The 14,054-nt window shown below is 71.2% G+C and carries 17 protein-coding genes; 11 read left to right on the top strand and 6 right to left on the bottom strand.

What is annotated here, in order from left to right:
- Window positions 1-59: 59 nt before the first annotated feature.
- The 9 genes from AB0C26_RS08380 (at window position 60) to AB0C26_RS08420 (ending at window position 7,717) form a co-directional block, all read left to right on the top strand.
- Window positions 60-380 (top strand): metalloregulator ArsR/SmtB family transcription factor, encoded by a 321-nt coding sequence (locus tag AB0C26_RS08380; protein WP_360243726.1) that lies wholly within the window; start codon window positions 60-62, stop codon window positions 378-380.
- On the top strand, window positions 377-889 hold the full coding sequence (locus AB0C26_RS08385; protein ID WP_360243729.1) for an SRPBCC domain-containing protein: 513 nt from the start codon (window positions 377-379) through the stop codon (window positions 887-889). The genes AB0C26_RS08380 and AB0C26_RS08385 overlap by 4 nt, the downstream gene beginning before the upstream one ends.
- Window positions 890-1,206: 317 nt before the next feature.
- Window positions 1,207-1,842 carry a GntR family transcriptional regulator gene (locus tag AB0C26_RS08390; RefSeq protein ID WP_360243732.1) on the top strand — a complete coding sequence of 212 codons (636 nt, stop codon included), beginning with the start codon at window positions 1,207-1,209 and terminating at the stop codon, window positions 1,840-1,842.
- A 61-nt stretch (window positions 1,843-1,903) separates the two neighbouring features.
- The gene (locus tag AB0C26_RS08395; protein WP_360243735.1) at window positions 1,904-3,496 is read left to right on the top strand and encodes an allophanate hydrolase; all 1,593 of its coding nucleotides are present in this window, start codon (window positions 1,904-1,906) and stop codon (window positions 3,494-3,496) included.
- Window positions 3,493-4,227 (top strand): isochorismatase family cysteine hydrolase, encoded by a 735-nt coding sequence (locus tag AB0C26_RS08400; RefSeq protein ID WP_360243738.1) that lies wholly within the window; start codon window positions 3,493-3,495, stop codon window positions 4,225-4,227. The genes AB0C26_RS08395 and AB0C26_RS08400 overlap by 4 nt, the downstream gene beginning before the upstream one ends.
- 2 nt (window positions 4,228-4,229) lie before the next feature.
- Window positions 4,230-4,883 (top strand): cysteine hydrolase, encoded by a 654-nt coding sequence (locus tag AB0C26_RS08405; protein WP_360243741.1) that lies wholly within the window; start codon window positions 4,230-4,232, stop codon window positions 4,881-4,883.
- The gene (locus AB0C26_RS08410; RefSeq protein WP_360243744.1) at window positions 4,880-6,427 is read left to right on the top strand and encodes a regulator; all 1,548 of its coding nucleotides are present in this window, start codon (window positions 4,880-4,882) and stop codon (window positions 6,425-6,427) included. The genes AB0C26_RS08405 and AB0C26_RS08410 overlap by 4 nt, the downstream gene beginning before the upstream one ends.
- On the top strand, window positions 6,424-6,777 hold the full coding sequence (locus AB0C26_RS08415; protein WP_360243747.1) for an AtzH-like domain-containing protein: 354 nt from the start codon (window positions 6,424-6,426) through the stop codon (window positions 6,775-6,777). Before AB0C26_RS08410 ends, AB0C26_RS08415 begins: the two co-directional genes overlap by 4 nt.
- A 67-nt stretch (window positions 6,778-6,844) precedes the next feature.
- Window positions 6,845-7,717 (top strand): SDR family oxidoreductase, encoded by an 873-nt coding sequence (locus AB0C26_RS08420; protein ID WP_360243750.1) that lies wholly within the window; start codon window positions 6,845-6,847, stop codon window positions 7,715-7,717.
- On the opposite strand, the gene AB0C26_RS08425 is transcribed toward AB0C26_RS08420, so the two are convergent.
- Entirely contained in the window at window positions 7,710-8,417 is a 708-nt protein-coding gene (locus AB0C26_RS08425) for a DNA-directed RNA polymerase II (RefSeq protein WP_360243753.1), read from the bottom strand. The genes AB0C26_RS08420 and AB0C26_RS08425 overlap by 8 nt on opposite strands.
- Window positions 8,418-8,535: 118 nt before the next feature.
- On the opposite strand from AB0C26_RS08425, the gene AB0C26_RS08430 reads away from it, so the two are divergent.
- Together AB0C26_RS08430 and AB0C26_RS08435 are read left to right on the top strand one after the other, a co-directional pair.
- Window positions 8,536-9,753 carry a GNAT family N-acetyltransferase gene (locus tag AB0C26_RS08430; RefSeq protein ID WP_360243756.1) on the top strand — a complete coding sequence of 406 codons (1,218 nt, stop codon included), beginning with the start codon at window positions 8,536-8,538 and terminating at the stop codon, window positions 9,751-9,753.
- Window positions 9,754-10,124: 371 nt separating this feature from the next.
- On the top strand, window positions 10,125-10,454 hold the full coding sequence (locus AB0C26_RS08435) for a hypothetical protein (protein WP_360243759.1): 330 nt from the start codon (window positions 10,125-10,127) through the stop codon (window positions 10,452-10,454).
- A gap of 28 nt (window positions 10,455-10,482) precedes the next feature.
- Here AB0C26_RS08435 and AB0C26_RS08440 read toward each other — a convergent pair whose 3' ends face one another.
- The 5 genes from AB0C26_RS08440 to AB0C26_RS08460 all read right to left on the bottom strand — a co-directional run bounded on the left by AB0C26_RS08440 (window position 10,483) and on the right by AB0C26_RS08460 (window position 14,007).
- Complete coding sequence (locus tag AB0C26_RS08440) at window positions 10,483-10,956, bottom strand: ribose-5-phosphate isomerase (protein WP_360243762.1); 474 nt, start codon at window positions 10,954-10,956, stop codon at window positions 10,483-10,485.
- A 21-nt stretch (window positions 10,957-10,977) separates the two neighbouring features.
- Window positions 10,978-11,889 carry an alpha/beta hydrolase gene (locus AB0C26_RS08445; protein ID WP_360243765.1) on the bottom strand — a complete coding sequence of 304 codons (912 nt, stop codon included), beginning with the start codon at window positions 11,887-11,889 and terminating at the stop codon, window positions 10,978-10,980.
- A 2-nt stretch (window positions 11,890-11,891) separates the two neighbouring features.
- On the bottom strand, window positions 11,892-13,088 hold the full coding sequence (locus AB0C26_RS08450; RefSeq protein ID WP_360243768.1) for a DUF1015 family protein: 1,197 nt from the start codon (window positions 13,086-13,088) through the stop codon (window positions 11,892-11,894).
- Between the two features lie 10 nt (window positions 13,089-13,098).
- Complete coding sequence (locus tag AB0C26_RS08455; protein WP_360243771.1) at window positions 13,099-13,311, bottom strand: hypothetical protein; 213 nt, start codon at window positions 13,309-13,311, stop codon at window positions 13,099-13,101.
- Between the two features lie 69 nt (window positions 13,312-13,380).
- Window positions 13,381-14,007: a disulfide bond formation protein DsbA gene (locus tag AB0C26_RS08460; RefSeq protein ID WP_360243774.1), complete on the bottom strand. Its 627-nt coding sequence runs from the start codon at window positions 14,005-14,007 to the stop codon at window positions 13,381-13,383.
- Window positions 14,008-14,054 lie beyond the last annotated feature (47 nt).

Raw genomic sequence — 14,054 nt, forward strand, 5'->3', positions numbered from 1 at the left:
GTCTATGAAGAGAACATTAAGCCTTGACATGTGACCTATTGGTCTCATAACTTTGCGTCATGGCCGACGACGACCTGGTGTTCAAGGCACTGGCCGACCCGAGCCGGCGCTTCCTGCTCGACCTGCTCTTCGCGCGTGACGGCCGCACGCTCACCGAGCTCGAGTCCGAGCTGGCGATGACGCGCTTCGGGGTCGCCAAACACCTGAAAGTCCTGGAGGAGGCGGGTCTCGTCGTCACGCGCCGCTCGGGACGGGAGAAGCTGCACTTCCTCAATCCCGTACCGATCCGGCAGATCCACGACCGCTGGATCGACAAATTCACGGAGCGTCACGTCACCGCACTTCTCGATCTCAAGAACGCGCTGGAGGAAGAGTCATGACCACCGAGACCACCCAGGTGTACCGCGTCTGGATCAAGGCGAGCCCGGAGCGGATCTGGGCCGCCATCACCGATCCCGAGTGGACCTCGCGGTACGCCTACGCGGCGCCCGTGGACTACGAGCTCAAGCCCGGCGGCGCCTACCGGGCCCACGCCACCCAGGAGATGAAGGACTTCGGGAAGGCCAACGGCTTCGAGGTGCCCGACGTCATCGTGGACGGCGAGGTGATCGAGGCCGATCCGCCGCGCCGGCTCGTGCAGACCTGGCGCATGTTGATGGACCCGGGCACGGCGGCCGAGCCGTTCACCACGATCACGTACGAGATCGAGGAGGCCAAGATGCAGCCGGGCGTCCACAAGCTGACGCTCACCCACGAGGTCACCAACGCGCCGAGGACGGCCGCCATGGTCGCCGGCACCGAGGACGACGGCGCGGGCGGCGGCTGGGCGTGGATCCTCAGCGACCTCAAGACGCTGGTCGAGACCGGCTCCAGCCTCGCCGGACGATAGCCGGCAGGACGAAAGCCGGCAGGACGAAAGCCGGCAGGACGAAAGCCGGCAGGACGAAAGCCGGCAGGGCGAAAGCCGGCAGGGCGAAAGCTGGCGGGCGAAAGCTGGCAGATGGTGCACGATCCGGCCGGGCTCCGAAGCGCCACACGGGGCCCGGCCGGGGCTAACCTCCCGCAGTGACCCTTCTCTGGATCGCTCTCATCGTGATCGGCATCGTCATGATCGCCGCAGCCGTGTGGCCCAGTGTCCGCCCCGGCCGCGCTCGCGACCATGACCGGCACGACCGGACGTGACGGGCGGCTGGCAGACTCGTCGGCGTGACCGAGGGTGAGCTTCAGACGTACAGCCTCGTGGAGCTCGCCGTCGACCGGCTGCGCCGGGAGATCCTGAGCGGCCGGACCGATCCCGGCGAGCGCCTGGTCGAGGAGCAGCTGACCCGCCGGCTCGGCATCAGCCGGGCGCCGCTGCGCGAGGCCATGCGGTTGCTCGCGCAGCAAGGCCTGGTCGAGCACATCCCCCGCCGCGGGGCCCGGGTGGCCACGCTCTCCGACGACGACGTGCGCGAGCTCTACGAGGTGCGCGACGTGCTGGAGCGGCACGCCGTGGCCTCGATGCCGGCCGCGCCCGACCTGACCGCGCTGCGAGCCGCCCTCGGCGCCATGCGCGAGGCGACCGAGGCCGGCGACCGGCTGGAGCTGGCCAACGCCCACCGGCGTTTTCACACCGAGGTGGTCGCGCTGGGCGGCAACCGCCAGCTCGCCGACCTCTACAGCTCGGTTCTGGTCCGCATCCAGCTCTACATGGCGGTCAACATGCGCCGGGAGGCCGAGGCGGCTCGGGCCGCCGACGGCGTGCGGCGCCACGAACGCCTGTTCGCCGCCGTCGAGCGCGGCGACGCCGAGGGCATCGCCGCGGCCCTGAGCGATCATGGCGCGCGCACCTACCTGACGTAGCGAAATCGGCTCGTTACAAAGCTGGATCGGCACTGAAACGGAATTGTCGACAATCGACGATGTGGAGGCACATGCGAGCGTCGATGAATTCCTGTCCCACCGAAGATCACCGGGCGTCTGGATCAGCACCTTCAGCGCCGCCGAACTGCACGCACAGGCCGATCGGGTCGATCCGCGACAACCGCTGGCCGGGCTGACCTTCGCGGTCAAGGACAACATCGACGTGGCCGGGCTGCCGACCACCGCCGCCTGCCCCGAGTTCGCGTACGAGCCGGAACGCAGCGCGCCGGTCGTCCAGCGCCTGGTCGACGCCGGGGCGATCGTCGTCGGCAAGACCAACCTCGACCAGTTCGCGACCGGGCTGACCGGCTGCCGCTCCCCCTACGGCACCCCCGAAAGCGTCTTCGGCGGCGGGCTCATCGCGGGCGGGTCCAGCTCGGGCTCGGCCGTCGCGGTCGCGGACGGATCGGTCTCGTTCGCCCTCGGCACCGACACCGCGGGCTCGGGGCGCGTGCCGGCCGCGCTCAACGGGATCGTCGGCGTCAAACCCACCCGCGGCCTGCTCAGCACGCTCGGCGTCGTGCCGGCCTGCCGCTCACTGGACTGCGTGTCGGTCTTCGCCCCGGCGGTGGCGGCGGCCCGCCGCGTCTTCCGGGCCGCTCGGGGACGCGTACCCCGGGACCCCTGGGGTTCGGAGGGTGACCGGCCGCTGCTGGCGGAACCGAGGATCGGGATCGCCGACGGGCTGGATTTCTTCTCCGACGCCGGGCAGGAGAAAGCGTACGGGCGGATCGGCGGTGACGCCGTCGTGGACGTCGCGCCGCTGCTGGAGGCCGGTGACCTGCTCTATCGCGGTCCGTGGGTCGCCGAGCGGCTGGCCGACCTCGACGGTCACCTGGAGAAGATGCTGCCGGTCACGCGGCGGGTGCTGGAGGCCGGGTACGCCTTCACCGCCGCCGACGCCTTCCGGGCCCAGCACCGCCTGCGGGAGCTGAAGGCCGAGGCCGAGCGGATGTGGGAACGGATCGACGTGCTCGTGCTGCCGACGATCGGCACGACCTACACCCAGGCCGAGATCACCCAGGACCCGATCGGCCGCAACCTCGACCTCGGCCGGTACACGCAGTTCGCCAACCTGCTGGGCATGGCCGCGGTGACCGTGCCGAACGGCTTCACCGAGGACGGGCGGCCGGCGTCGCTCACCCTGTTCGGCCCGGCGTTCAGCGACGAGACGCTCCTGCTGGCAGCAAGCGGTCTCCCGAAGGATGACGTGATGACGCTGGCCGTCGCCGGGCTGCATCTCAGCGGCGAGCCGCGTAACGGCGAGTTGGTCGACCGCGGCGGGACGCTGCTCGGCGCCGCGCGCACCGCACCTTGCTACCGGCTCCACCACCTGCCGTCGGGAGCGCCCGGCCTGGTCCGCGTCGCCGAGGGCGGCGAGGCGATCGAGGTGGAGCTGTGGCAGCTGCCGGCGGCCACCGTCGGCAGCCTCCTGGCCGGCATCGCCGCGCCGCTGTCGCTGGGCCGGCTCGCGCTGGGCGACGGCACCGAGGTCACCGGGTTCCTGTGCGAGGCGTACGCGGCGCGGGGCGCACCGGACATCACCGCCAGCGGCGGCTGGCGGCATCACCGCTCGAGAGGACCGCACGCATGACGGCACTCATCGGACCTGTGAAAGCGAACCCCTACCTCTGGCCGTACGACGGGTCGGTCCCCGTCACGAGGACGGCCCTCGTCTGCGTCGACTGGCAGACCGACTTCTGCGGGCCGGGCGGCTACGTGGACGCGATGGGATATGACATCGGGCTCACCCGGGCCGGACTGCCGGCCACCGCACGGCTGCTGGCCCACGCCCGCGACCTGGGCATGCTCGTGATTCACACCCGCGAGGGGCACGACCCCGACCTGTCCGACCTGCCGGCCAACAAGCGCTGGCGGTCGGCGCAAATCGGGGCCGAGATCGGCGCGCTCGGCCCGTGCGGCCGGATTCTGATCAAGGGCGAGCCGGGGTGGGAGATCGTGCCCGAGGTGGCGCCGATCGCCGGTGAGGTGATCGTCGACAAGCCGGGCAAGGGCGCCTTCTACGCCACCAACCTCGACCTGGTGCTGCGCACCCACGGCATCACGCATCTGATCCTGACCGGGATCACCACGGACGTCTGCGTGCACACGACGATGCGCGAGGCGAACGACCGCGGTTACGAGTGCCTGATCCTCAGCGACTGCACCGGAGCGACCGACCCGTCCAACCACGCCGCCGCACTGCACATGGTCACCATGCAGGGCGGCGTCTTCGGCTGCGTCGCCACCGCGGACGACGTCATCGCCGCGACGGCCATCCAACCACCCCACCCGCCGCCCTTGAGCGGACTGAAGGCGGTCTGATCATGCCGAGCATCGAGGCCGAACCCGGCCCCTACACGTTTGACACGGACAGCGTCGCGCTGCTGGTCATCGACATGCAGCGGGACTTCCTGCTCCCGGGCGGATTCGGCGAGTCGCTCGGCAACGACGTGTCCCAGCTCAGCCGGACCATCAAGCCCCTCGCGGCGCTGCTGGCCGCGTGGCGCGCCGCGAGTCTTCCGGTCATCCACACCCGCGAGGGCCACTTGCCTGATCTGTCGGACTGTCCTCCGTCCAAGCTCGCCCGTGGGCAGATCGGTCAGCAGGGCGCCTTCGGCCGCATCCTCGTCCGCGGCGAGTACGGGCACGACATCGTCGACGAACTGGCCCCACTCGAGGACGAGATCGTCGTCGACAAGCCCGGCAAAGGCGCCTTCTACGGGACGAACCTGTCCGAGATTCTTGCCGATGTACGCCATCTGATCGTCACCGGAGTCACGACGGAGGTGTGCGTCCACACGACGGTCCGCGAAGCCAACGACCGCGGCTACGACTGCCTCGTCCTGGCCGACTGCGTCGGCTCCTACTTCCCCGAGTTCCAGCGCGCCGGCCTCGAGATGATCGCCGCTCAGGGCGGCATCTTCGGCTGGGTCGCGGAGTCACCGAGTGTCATCACCGCCCTGGAGGAGCAGAGATGAAGACGGCCTACTGGGTTCGCGGCGACACCAACGCCTTCTTCGGCTTCGGCGTCAACGTCCTGGTCAACGTGCTCACCCTCACCGGCCTCTGCATCGGCGTGATCGGGATGCCGGCCTCGGACGTCTTCGGCGTCATCCTGCCCGCGCTCGGCATCGCGCTGGTCGCCGGCAACGTCTACTACACCTACCTGGCCCGGCGGCTCGCCGCCAAAGAGAACCGCACGGACGTCACGGCGCTGCCGTACGGGCCGAGCGTGCCGCACATGTTCATCGTCATCTTCGTGATCATGCTGCCGATCTACCTGACCACGAAGGACCCGGTGGCGGCGTGGACGGCCGGCATCGCGTGGGCGTTCATCATCGGCGTGATCGTGCTGATCGGGGCGTTCGTCGGCCCGTACATCCGCAAGTACGCGCCCCGGGCGGCGCTGCTGGGCACCCTGGCCGGCATCTCGATCACCTTCATCTCGATGAACCCGGCCGGCACCATGTGGAACTACGCGTGGATCGCCCTGCCGGTGTTCGGCCTGCTGCTGATCGGCCTGCTCACCGACGTCAAGCTGCCCTACAACTTTCCGATCGGCCTGGCCGCCCTGCTCGTCGGCACCGCGATCGGCTGGATCGGCGGCGCCATGTCGGTGCCGGACGTGACCGCGGCGGCCAAGGACATCGCGTTCGCCTTCCCGCACCTCAAGGTCGGCCTGTTGCTCGACGGCCTGAAGGACATGGCGCCGCTGCTGGCCACCGCCATCCCGCTCGGCGTCTACAACTTCACCGAGGCGATGACCAACGTCGAGAGCGCCGCCACCGCCGGCGACCGGTACAACCTGCGCAGCGTGCTGCTGGCCGACGGGGCCGGCGCGGTGATCGGCTCCTGCCTCGGCTCGCCGTTCCCGCCCGCCGTCTACGTCGGGCACCCCGGCTGGAAGGCCGCCGGCGGCCGCACCGGATATTCGATGGCGACCGGGGTGGTGATCGCGCTGCTCTGCTTCTTCGGCCTCTTCGGGCTGCTCGGCGCGATCTTCCCGACCGCCGCGATCGTGCCGATCCTGCTCTACATCGGTCTGCTGATCGGCGCCCAGGCGTTCCAGGCGACCCCACGGGCCCACGCGGCGGCGGTGGTCGCGGCGCTCATCCCCAACATCGCGCAGTGGGCGACCGGGCAGATGGACAACGCCCTGGCCGCCGCCGGCACCACAGCGGCTCAGGTCGGCACGGACGCGCTGGCCGGGGCCGGCGTGGTCTACGACGGCCTGAAAACCCTCGGCGAGGGCGCGATCCTGGCCGGTCTCGTGCTCGGCGCCATCGTCGCCTTCATCATCGACAAGCGCTTCTGGCACGCGGCGATCTTCGCGGGCTCGGGCGCGGCGCTCAGCTTCGTCGGCCTCATCCACGCCCCGAAGGTGCAGTGGAACGCCGACGGGCAGGTCACGCTCGGCTACCTGTTCCTGGCCACCGTCTGCGTGATCTTCGCGCTGACCCGGCCGGCGCCCCGGGAACCGGAGCCGGAGGAGACCGTCGAGGTCGCGGAGGCACGCGCATGACGGTTGAGGCCGAGGTCGCCGAGCGGTTCGAGGCGTACGAACGGGCCCTGATCGCCAACGACGTCGAGGCGATGCTGGCCTTCTTCGCGCCGGACGCGGTCCGCTATGGCATCGCCGACCAGCAGGTCGGCCTGGACGAGCAGCGGCGGTGGCGCCGGGTCCAGCCGCCGCTGCCGCCCGGCCGCTATCTGAAGGACACCCTCGTCCAGGCCTTCGGCCCGGACGTCGCGGTGGTCAACACACTCTTCGGCTATCCGGGCCGCGACGTTCTGGGCCGCCAGTCCCAGACCTGGGTACGGACGGAACAGGGCTGGCGGATCGTGGCGGCGCACGTGTCGGAGCCGGCGTGACGGTGGATTACGCAGGGTTTCTCCGGGCATACCGTGCTCGTTCGCTCACGAGCCGAAGGAGAATGCGTTGGACCCGCGCAGCAAGTACCCCGGACCGGAGTACGACGGCGGCGACCTCGAGCCGCCCGGCCTGACCGGGCAGATGCCCCAGCGTCCCGATCACGGCGAGGAGAGCTACAAAGGCTCGGGCCGGCTGAGCGGCCGCAAGGCCGTCGTCACCGGCGGTGACTCCGGCATCGGCCGGGCGGTCGCCATCGCGTACGCCCGGGAAGGCGCCGACGTCCTCATCTCCTACCTGCCCGAGGAGGAGGAAGACGCCCGCGAGACCGCCCAGCTGATCGAGAAGGCCGGCCGTACGGCGGTGCTCGTGCCCGGCGACATCCGCGAGGAGTCGCAGTGCCAGGCCATCGTCGACCGCGCCGTGGCCGACCTCGGTGGCCTCGACATCCTGGTCAACAACGCGGCGTACCAGATGGCCCAGCCGGGCGGGATCACCGACATCACCGACGAGCAGTTCGACCGGGTGATGAAGACGAACCTGTACGCCCTGTTCTGGCTGTGCCGGGCGGCCGTGCCGCACATGCCGGCCGGCGCCACGATCATCAACACCGCGTCGATCCAGGCCTACCAGTCGTCCAGCCCGCTGCTCGACTACGCCACCACCAAGGGCGGGATCGTGGCCTTCACCAAGGCGCTGGCCGAGGACCTGGCCGCCAAGGGCATCCGGGTCAACGCGGTGGCGCCCGGCCCGATCTGGACGCCGCTGATCCCGGCCACGATGCCGGAGGAGAAGGTCAAGTCGTTCGGCGGCGACACTCCCCTGGGCCGCGCCGGTCAGCCGGCCGAACTCGCGGCCGCGTACGTCTATTTCGCGAGCCAGGAGTCCAGCTACACCACCGGCGAGGTGCTCGGCGTGACCGGCGGCAAGCCGGTCAGCTGAGGTGGTCGGTGACCCAGTGGTAGGCGGTCATGACCCACTGGGTCTGCTGGAGGAAGGTGACGCCGACACCGGCCAGGAACAGGGCGGTGACCAGGTGGGAGCCGCGTGAGGAGCGCCGGACACGGCCGAACTGGCGCTCCAGCACCAGGTGGCCGACGAGGCGGGCCAGGCAGAACAGGCCGGCCGCGACGGCCAGCGTGACCACGAAGACGATCACCGGGGTGCCGAAGTCGCCGTCGCCGGAGAGCGTCCAGACACCCCAGCAGACGAAGGCGAACAGCACGGCGGCGCTGGTCCACTCGCCGCCCTTGCGCATCTCGCTCCAGCGCCAGCTCAGCGCGGGCCGGTCCGGCGCCTCCAGGCCGGGCCAGCCCGGGTTGGTGTGCTCGGGCTGTGTGTACCGCGGCTGCGGGCTGACCTGCGCCCGGCCCCGGCTGAACGGCGACGCCGCCGCCTCCTCCGGCTTGGCGAAAGGCGCGGTCGGCGGCATCGGCCCGGAATGCGGCGAGGCCGGAGGGCCGGAATGCGGGGCCAGCGGGCCGGAATGCGGGGCCGGCAGGCCGGAATGTGGAATGGGCGGGGCCGGCGGACCCGAATGCGGCGCCGGTGGGCCGGCCACCGGTGTGGTGGGCGCGTCGGCCCACGGGTCCTGCGGCGGCATGTCGAGCGTCCGCTCAGACCACTGCGGTTGCTCAGGCATTCGCTTTCCCCTTCCGATCGGCGGGCCGGGCCGGCGAAATCGGCACCCCCGCCACTCCGAGAGTAGCGAGCCCGCAAATCATTCGCCTTGGTGGCCGCGGTCCGTTACACAAGTGCGCATGGACGATTCCGTACGCCTGCGCGCCGCCACCACCGCGGATCTCCCCGCGATCGCCGATCTGATGGGGCAGGTCTTCCACGAGCACGTCAGCGACGACTTCCGCGAGTGGGAGATGCGGATCACCGAGGCCGAGCGGTCGGTGGTGGCCGACGACGGCGGCCTGGTGGTGGGTCATGCCACCGCGCAGACCCGGGAACTGAGCGTGCCCGGGGCGGTGATCCCGGCCGCCCATGTCACCGGCGTCGGCGTCGCTCCCACCCATCGGCGGCGGGGCCTGCTCAGCGGCATGATGCGCCGCCAGCTCACCGAGATCGCCGAGGCCGGCCGCGAGCCCGTCGCGGTGCTGTGGGCGAGCGAGACGGCCATTTACCCCCGCTTCGGGTACGGGGCGGCCGCCGACCGTCTCCGTCTCGAGGTGGCCAGCCGCGAGGTTCGCATCACCGCCCCGGCCCACCCGGTGCGGCTGCGCATGGTCAAGCCGGGCGAGGCGCGGGCCGAGCTGGCCGCGCTGCACGACCGGCTCCGGTCCGAGCGCCCCGGCTGGTCGAGCCGAGCCGATCACTGGTGGCAGTACCTGCTGCGGGACGGCGACGCCCAGCGCGACGGCGGCACCGGCCGGTACGGCGTGATCGTCGACGGCGACGACGGCCCGGCCGGATACGCCCTGTGGCGGGTCAAGGAGGGCTGGACCAGCTACGGCCCCGACGGCACGGTACACATCGACGAGGTGGTGGCGGCCGACCCGGTCACCTACACCGAGCTGTGGCGCTTCCTGCTCACCATCGACCTGACCCGCAAGGCGACCTACAACTACGGCACCCTCGACGAGCCGCTGCAACACCTGGTCGACGAGCCGCGCCGGCTGGGCCGGCAGTACGCGGACGGCCTGTGGCTGCGCGTGGTCGACGTGCCGGCGGCGCTGGAGGCCCGGCGCTACCTCTTCCCGATCGACGTGGTCCTGGAGATCACCGACCCGGTCGTCGAGGCCAACAACGGCCGGTGGCGCCTGACCACAGACCGGGACAAGGCTTCCTGCGTACGCACTGACGACGCCCCCGACCTCAGCTGCACGATCACCGAGCTCGGCGCGGCCTACCTGGGCGGTACGTCACTGGCCGCGCTGGCCGCCGCGGGCCGCGTGAAGCAGCTGACGGCGAACTTCCCGTCGGCCGCGTTCGGATGGCACCGGCAGCCGGGCGCCCTCGAGGTGTTCTGAGTGCGGCAACCAGCGGTACCGTCGGCGTCATGGGTGAGCCCGAACGCCGACGTCGCCGCGTGCGTCCCCCGCACTCGTCCCCGCCCCCCACTGCGCCCGGGGCCGACGAGACCCCCGAGCCGGCCGGGCGCGGGTCGTCCCTGACCACCGAGCCCTCAGGCGCTGCCGCGGGGAACACCGAGCCGCCCGGGACGGCCGTTACCGCGCCGGTCGCCGACCCGGAACCCGAGCCGGCGGTCCCCACCGCGACGGCTCCAGGCTCGACAGCTCCGGGCTCGGCAACTCCAGGCTCGACAGCTCCGGGCTCGACAGCTCCGGGCTCGGCGACTCCGGGCTGGGCGGTCCGTGGCTCGGCCGCCACGCCGGGCTCGGTGACGGGCGATCCGGCGGTGGGCGAGGCGGGCGCCACGGAGCCGGTGCCGGCGCCGCCACGCGCGAAACCGGCCGACGGACGGCCGGCGCGGAACGGCTCGCCGGGCCGCCGCACGCTCGGCAACGGCCCCGGCGGCGACGACCGCGAGGTCGAACGGGGCCTGCGCGGCCTCGTCGGGTCGGGATCGTCGCAGGTCAGCGTGGGCGCCGCGCTCCGAGCAAGGGACGCCGCCCGCCCGACCGCCGAGCATCTGGCCGACGCCGACGCCAACCTCACGATCGTTCGAAGGAACTGGGTCCCACGCGAGGACCTGCCCCGCAACCGTTAGCCCGCGGAGCGAAGCGGAGCCCGCCAGCTCAGCTCTGCGGGATCTCCGGGAGTTCGCGGGTGCGCTCGTAGTCGGCCAGCTGGGCGATGCGGCGGGCGTGGCGGGGGTTGCCCGAGAACGGGGTGGCCAGGAAGGTGTCGACGAAGGCGGTGGCCTCGTCGAGGGTGTGTTCGCGGGCGCCGATGCTGATGACGTTGGCGTCGTTGTGCTGGCGGGCCAGCTGGGCGATCTCGGTGCGCCAGACCAGTGCGGCGCGGACGCCGGCGATCTTGTTGGCGGCGATCTGTTCGCCGTTGCCGGAGCCGCCGATGACGATGCCGAGCGAGCCCTCGTCGGCCACCACCTTGGCCCCGGTCTGCAGGCAGAACGCCGGGTAGTCGTCCTCCGGGTCGTAGACGTGCGGACCCACGTCCACGACGTCGTGGCCCTGCTTGATCAGGTGGTTGACGAGGTGCATCTTCAGCTCGTAGCCGGCGTGGTCGGAACCCAGGTAGACGCGCATGCTCTCACTCTCTCAGAACGATCAGAAGCACAAGGATGCTCGCAGAACAGAAGCGATCTGATCTGCCGCCACGCGTGCGTCGTCGATCACGGCGAGCTTGCGGGCGAAGCCGTGGTTCACGCCCATGTAGCGCGTGTGCACCACCGGGACGCCCGCGGCGAGCAGGGCGTCCGCGTAGTCGGCGCCCTCGTCGCGCAGCGCGTCGTACTCGGCCGTGATGATCAGCGTGGGCGGCATCCCGGCCAGGTCGGCCGCGAGCGGGGCCACGTCCGGGGTGAACCGCAGCCGGGGGTCGGGAACGTACGTCTCCCAGGCCAGCTTCATCGAGGCGCGGTCCAGCCCGTACGAGCCGACCTCGTCGTACGACTCCGACGCGGTCATCGGGTCGATCGCCGGGTAGATCAGGATCTGGTGGTCGAGCGGCGTGGCCTGGTCGCGCTGCCGCCGGGCGGCCACCGTGGCCAGCTGGCCGCCGGCGCTGTCGCCGCCGATGGCCAGCCGCGACGGGTCGACGCCGAGATCAGCCCCGGACTTGCGGACGAAGGCCAGCACCGTGTCGACGTCGTCCTGGGCGGCCGGGAAGACGTGCTCCGGGGCCAGCCGGTACTCCACCGACAGCACCGCGCAGCCCGAACGGTCGGCGATCCGGCGGCACAGCCGGTCGACGGTCTCGACGGTGCCGTAGCACCAGCCGCCGCCGTGCAGATAGACCAAGACCGGAGCGTCCGTACGGGTGGCGTAGAGCCGGCACGGCACGCCGTCCGCGTCCACGTCGACCACGACCGGCAGCGGCAGCTCGGGGCCGGTCTCCACCTCGATCGCGTCGATCATCGCCTGGCGGATGGCCCGCAGCTGCTCGTGAGGGTCGGCGGAGGAGAGGGCGGGCGGCCGGGAACGGAGTTCGGCCGCCGCCGTGACCTGGGGGTTCAGCATGATCAGTCGAGCTGGGCGAGAACCAGGCCGCCGCGGGCCTTCGGGGTGAACCAGGTGCTCTTGCGGGGCAGTTTCTGCCGCTCCAGGTTGACCGTCACGAAGTCGTCGACGGTGACCGGCGCGATCAGCACGGCCAGCTCGGAGCGGCCCGCGTCGACCTCGCCCCGCAGCCACTCGGCCGGGTAGTCGCCGCCGATGTACGACACGCGCTTGTCCCCGGCGTCGAGCCCGAGGACGTCGCGCAGCAGCACCCGCTCGACGAGCGCGTGGTCGAGGTTGTCGACCGGCGACAGGTTGGTGTTCACGGGAAGGCCCAGCGTGAAGGTGCGCCCCGCGGCGTACACCTCAATCGTGCCCTTGGAAGGCACCCGCGCGGGTCGCGGCACCTCGGTGACCGTCGCGCCGGCCGCGCGCAGCCGGGCCAGGACGTCGTCGAGCGGCACCGGCAGCTCGCTGACCAGGCGGTTGTAGGGCTGGATGGCGACCGAGGCGGGCGTGGTGACGACCGCGAGGAAGCGCGGGAAGCCGGCGGTCTGCGCGGCCAGGCTGCGATGGTTGCCGTCGGCCACCACCAGTTCACCGCCGCCGGCCAGTCCGGTCAGCTCGTCCTGCTGCGGGCCCGGGCCGACGACCCAGATCGCGTGGGTACGGCCGGTCTGGTCGATGTCGGTCGCGGCGGGCTCACCGGCCGTCTCGATCGCGGCGGCCAGGGCGGCGTGCAGCTCGTCGCCCTTGGTGGTCTGCAGCAGCAGCACCGGCGAGAGCAGCGTGCCCAGCGCCTCGGCCAGGGCCACCCGCTCGCGGACCTTCTCGATGAAGACTTCCTCGTTGCGGATCACCAGGCCGGGCTCGTCGGCGCGGGTGGAGATCTGGTCGGTGTCGACCATGGTCCAGAGCCCGTACGCCGGCGGCTCGCCCTCGCCGGTGATCCGGTAGAGCACGACGACCTGCTCGGCCGGCGCGTAGCTGCCGTCGGCGCGCTCCAGCGCGAGCCGGGCCACCGCGTCCGGCAGGGCGTCGGCGAAGGACTTGCCGAGCGAGTCGGGGGCGAGATGCGGCATCTCGACAGCGAGCGAACTATGCGGATTGTCGGCGATGATGGACGTGATTTCGGCGTCGTCGGCGAATTCGTCGTAGTTCTGGGCGCCGGTGCCACCGGTGGTGACCCACGCCTTGCTGATCGGGTGCGCGACCGTCATGTCTGCCAAGTTACCGGGCGGGCCGATGGTGCTTACCGACGGGCATGTTGGCTCGTGACCTGGCCTGCTGCCCCTTCCGCCAGTCGCCGACGGGCCGCGGCAGGGGCAGGGCCGAGACCGTGACCGGCGGCGCCACCAGGCCTGCCAGGTCGGGTGCGAGATTCGTCCAGTCCCCGCGCTGGACGGCGATGGTGGACAGCGCCACCGCTTCGGTGTCGGCCATGTGTGCTCTCCGTCGTGGATGAGGTGTATCTCACCCCATCCAACGACGCGTACGGAGGGCGGAAGCTGATCAGTCGAAAATCGGACCGATGTCCCGCGAGCGCTTCAGCTCGTAGAAGCCGGGGGTGCCGGCGACGAGCAGGACGCCGTCCCACAGCTTGCCGGCCGCCTCGCCCTTGGGGGCGGGGGTGACCACGGGGCCGAAGAAGGCCACCTTGTCGTCCCCGTTCGGGCCGGGGGCGTGGATGACAGGGGTGCCGACGTCGGTGCCGACCGGCTTCATGCCGGCGTCGTGGCTGCCGCGCAGGGCGTCGTCCCAGGCGTCGCTGGTGGCCGCGTCGGCCAGCGCGGTGTCGAGACCCACCTCGGCCAGCGCCTCGGTGTACAGCTTCTCGTCGAGCTCGTACTTCTTGAGATGGATCCGCGTGCCGAGGGCCGTGTAGAGGTCACGCAGCACCTGCGGGCCCGCGGCTTCCTCGGCCGCGATGCACACGCGTACGGGACCCCAGCCCTTGGCCATGAGTTCCTGATATTCCTCGGGCAGATCCCGGCCCTCGTTGAGCACGGACAGGCTCATCACGTTGAAGCGGACGTCGAGGGGACGGACCTTCTCCACCTCGAGCAGCCAACGGGAGGTCATCCATGCCCACGGGCAGATGGGGTCGAACCACATGTCGACCGTGGCGCGTTCAGTCATGCGTCGATACTCCTCCAAGCAACTATCTATTGCTCGACTGTCCTGTG

The organism is Actinoplanes sp. NPDC048796 (assembly GCF_040650035.1).
Lineage (GTDB): Bacteria > Actinomycetota > Actinomycetes > Mycobacteriales > Micromonosporaceae > Actinoplanes.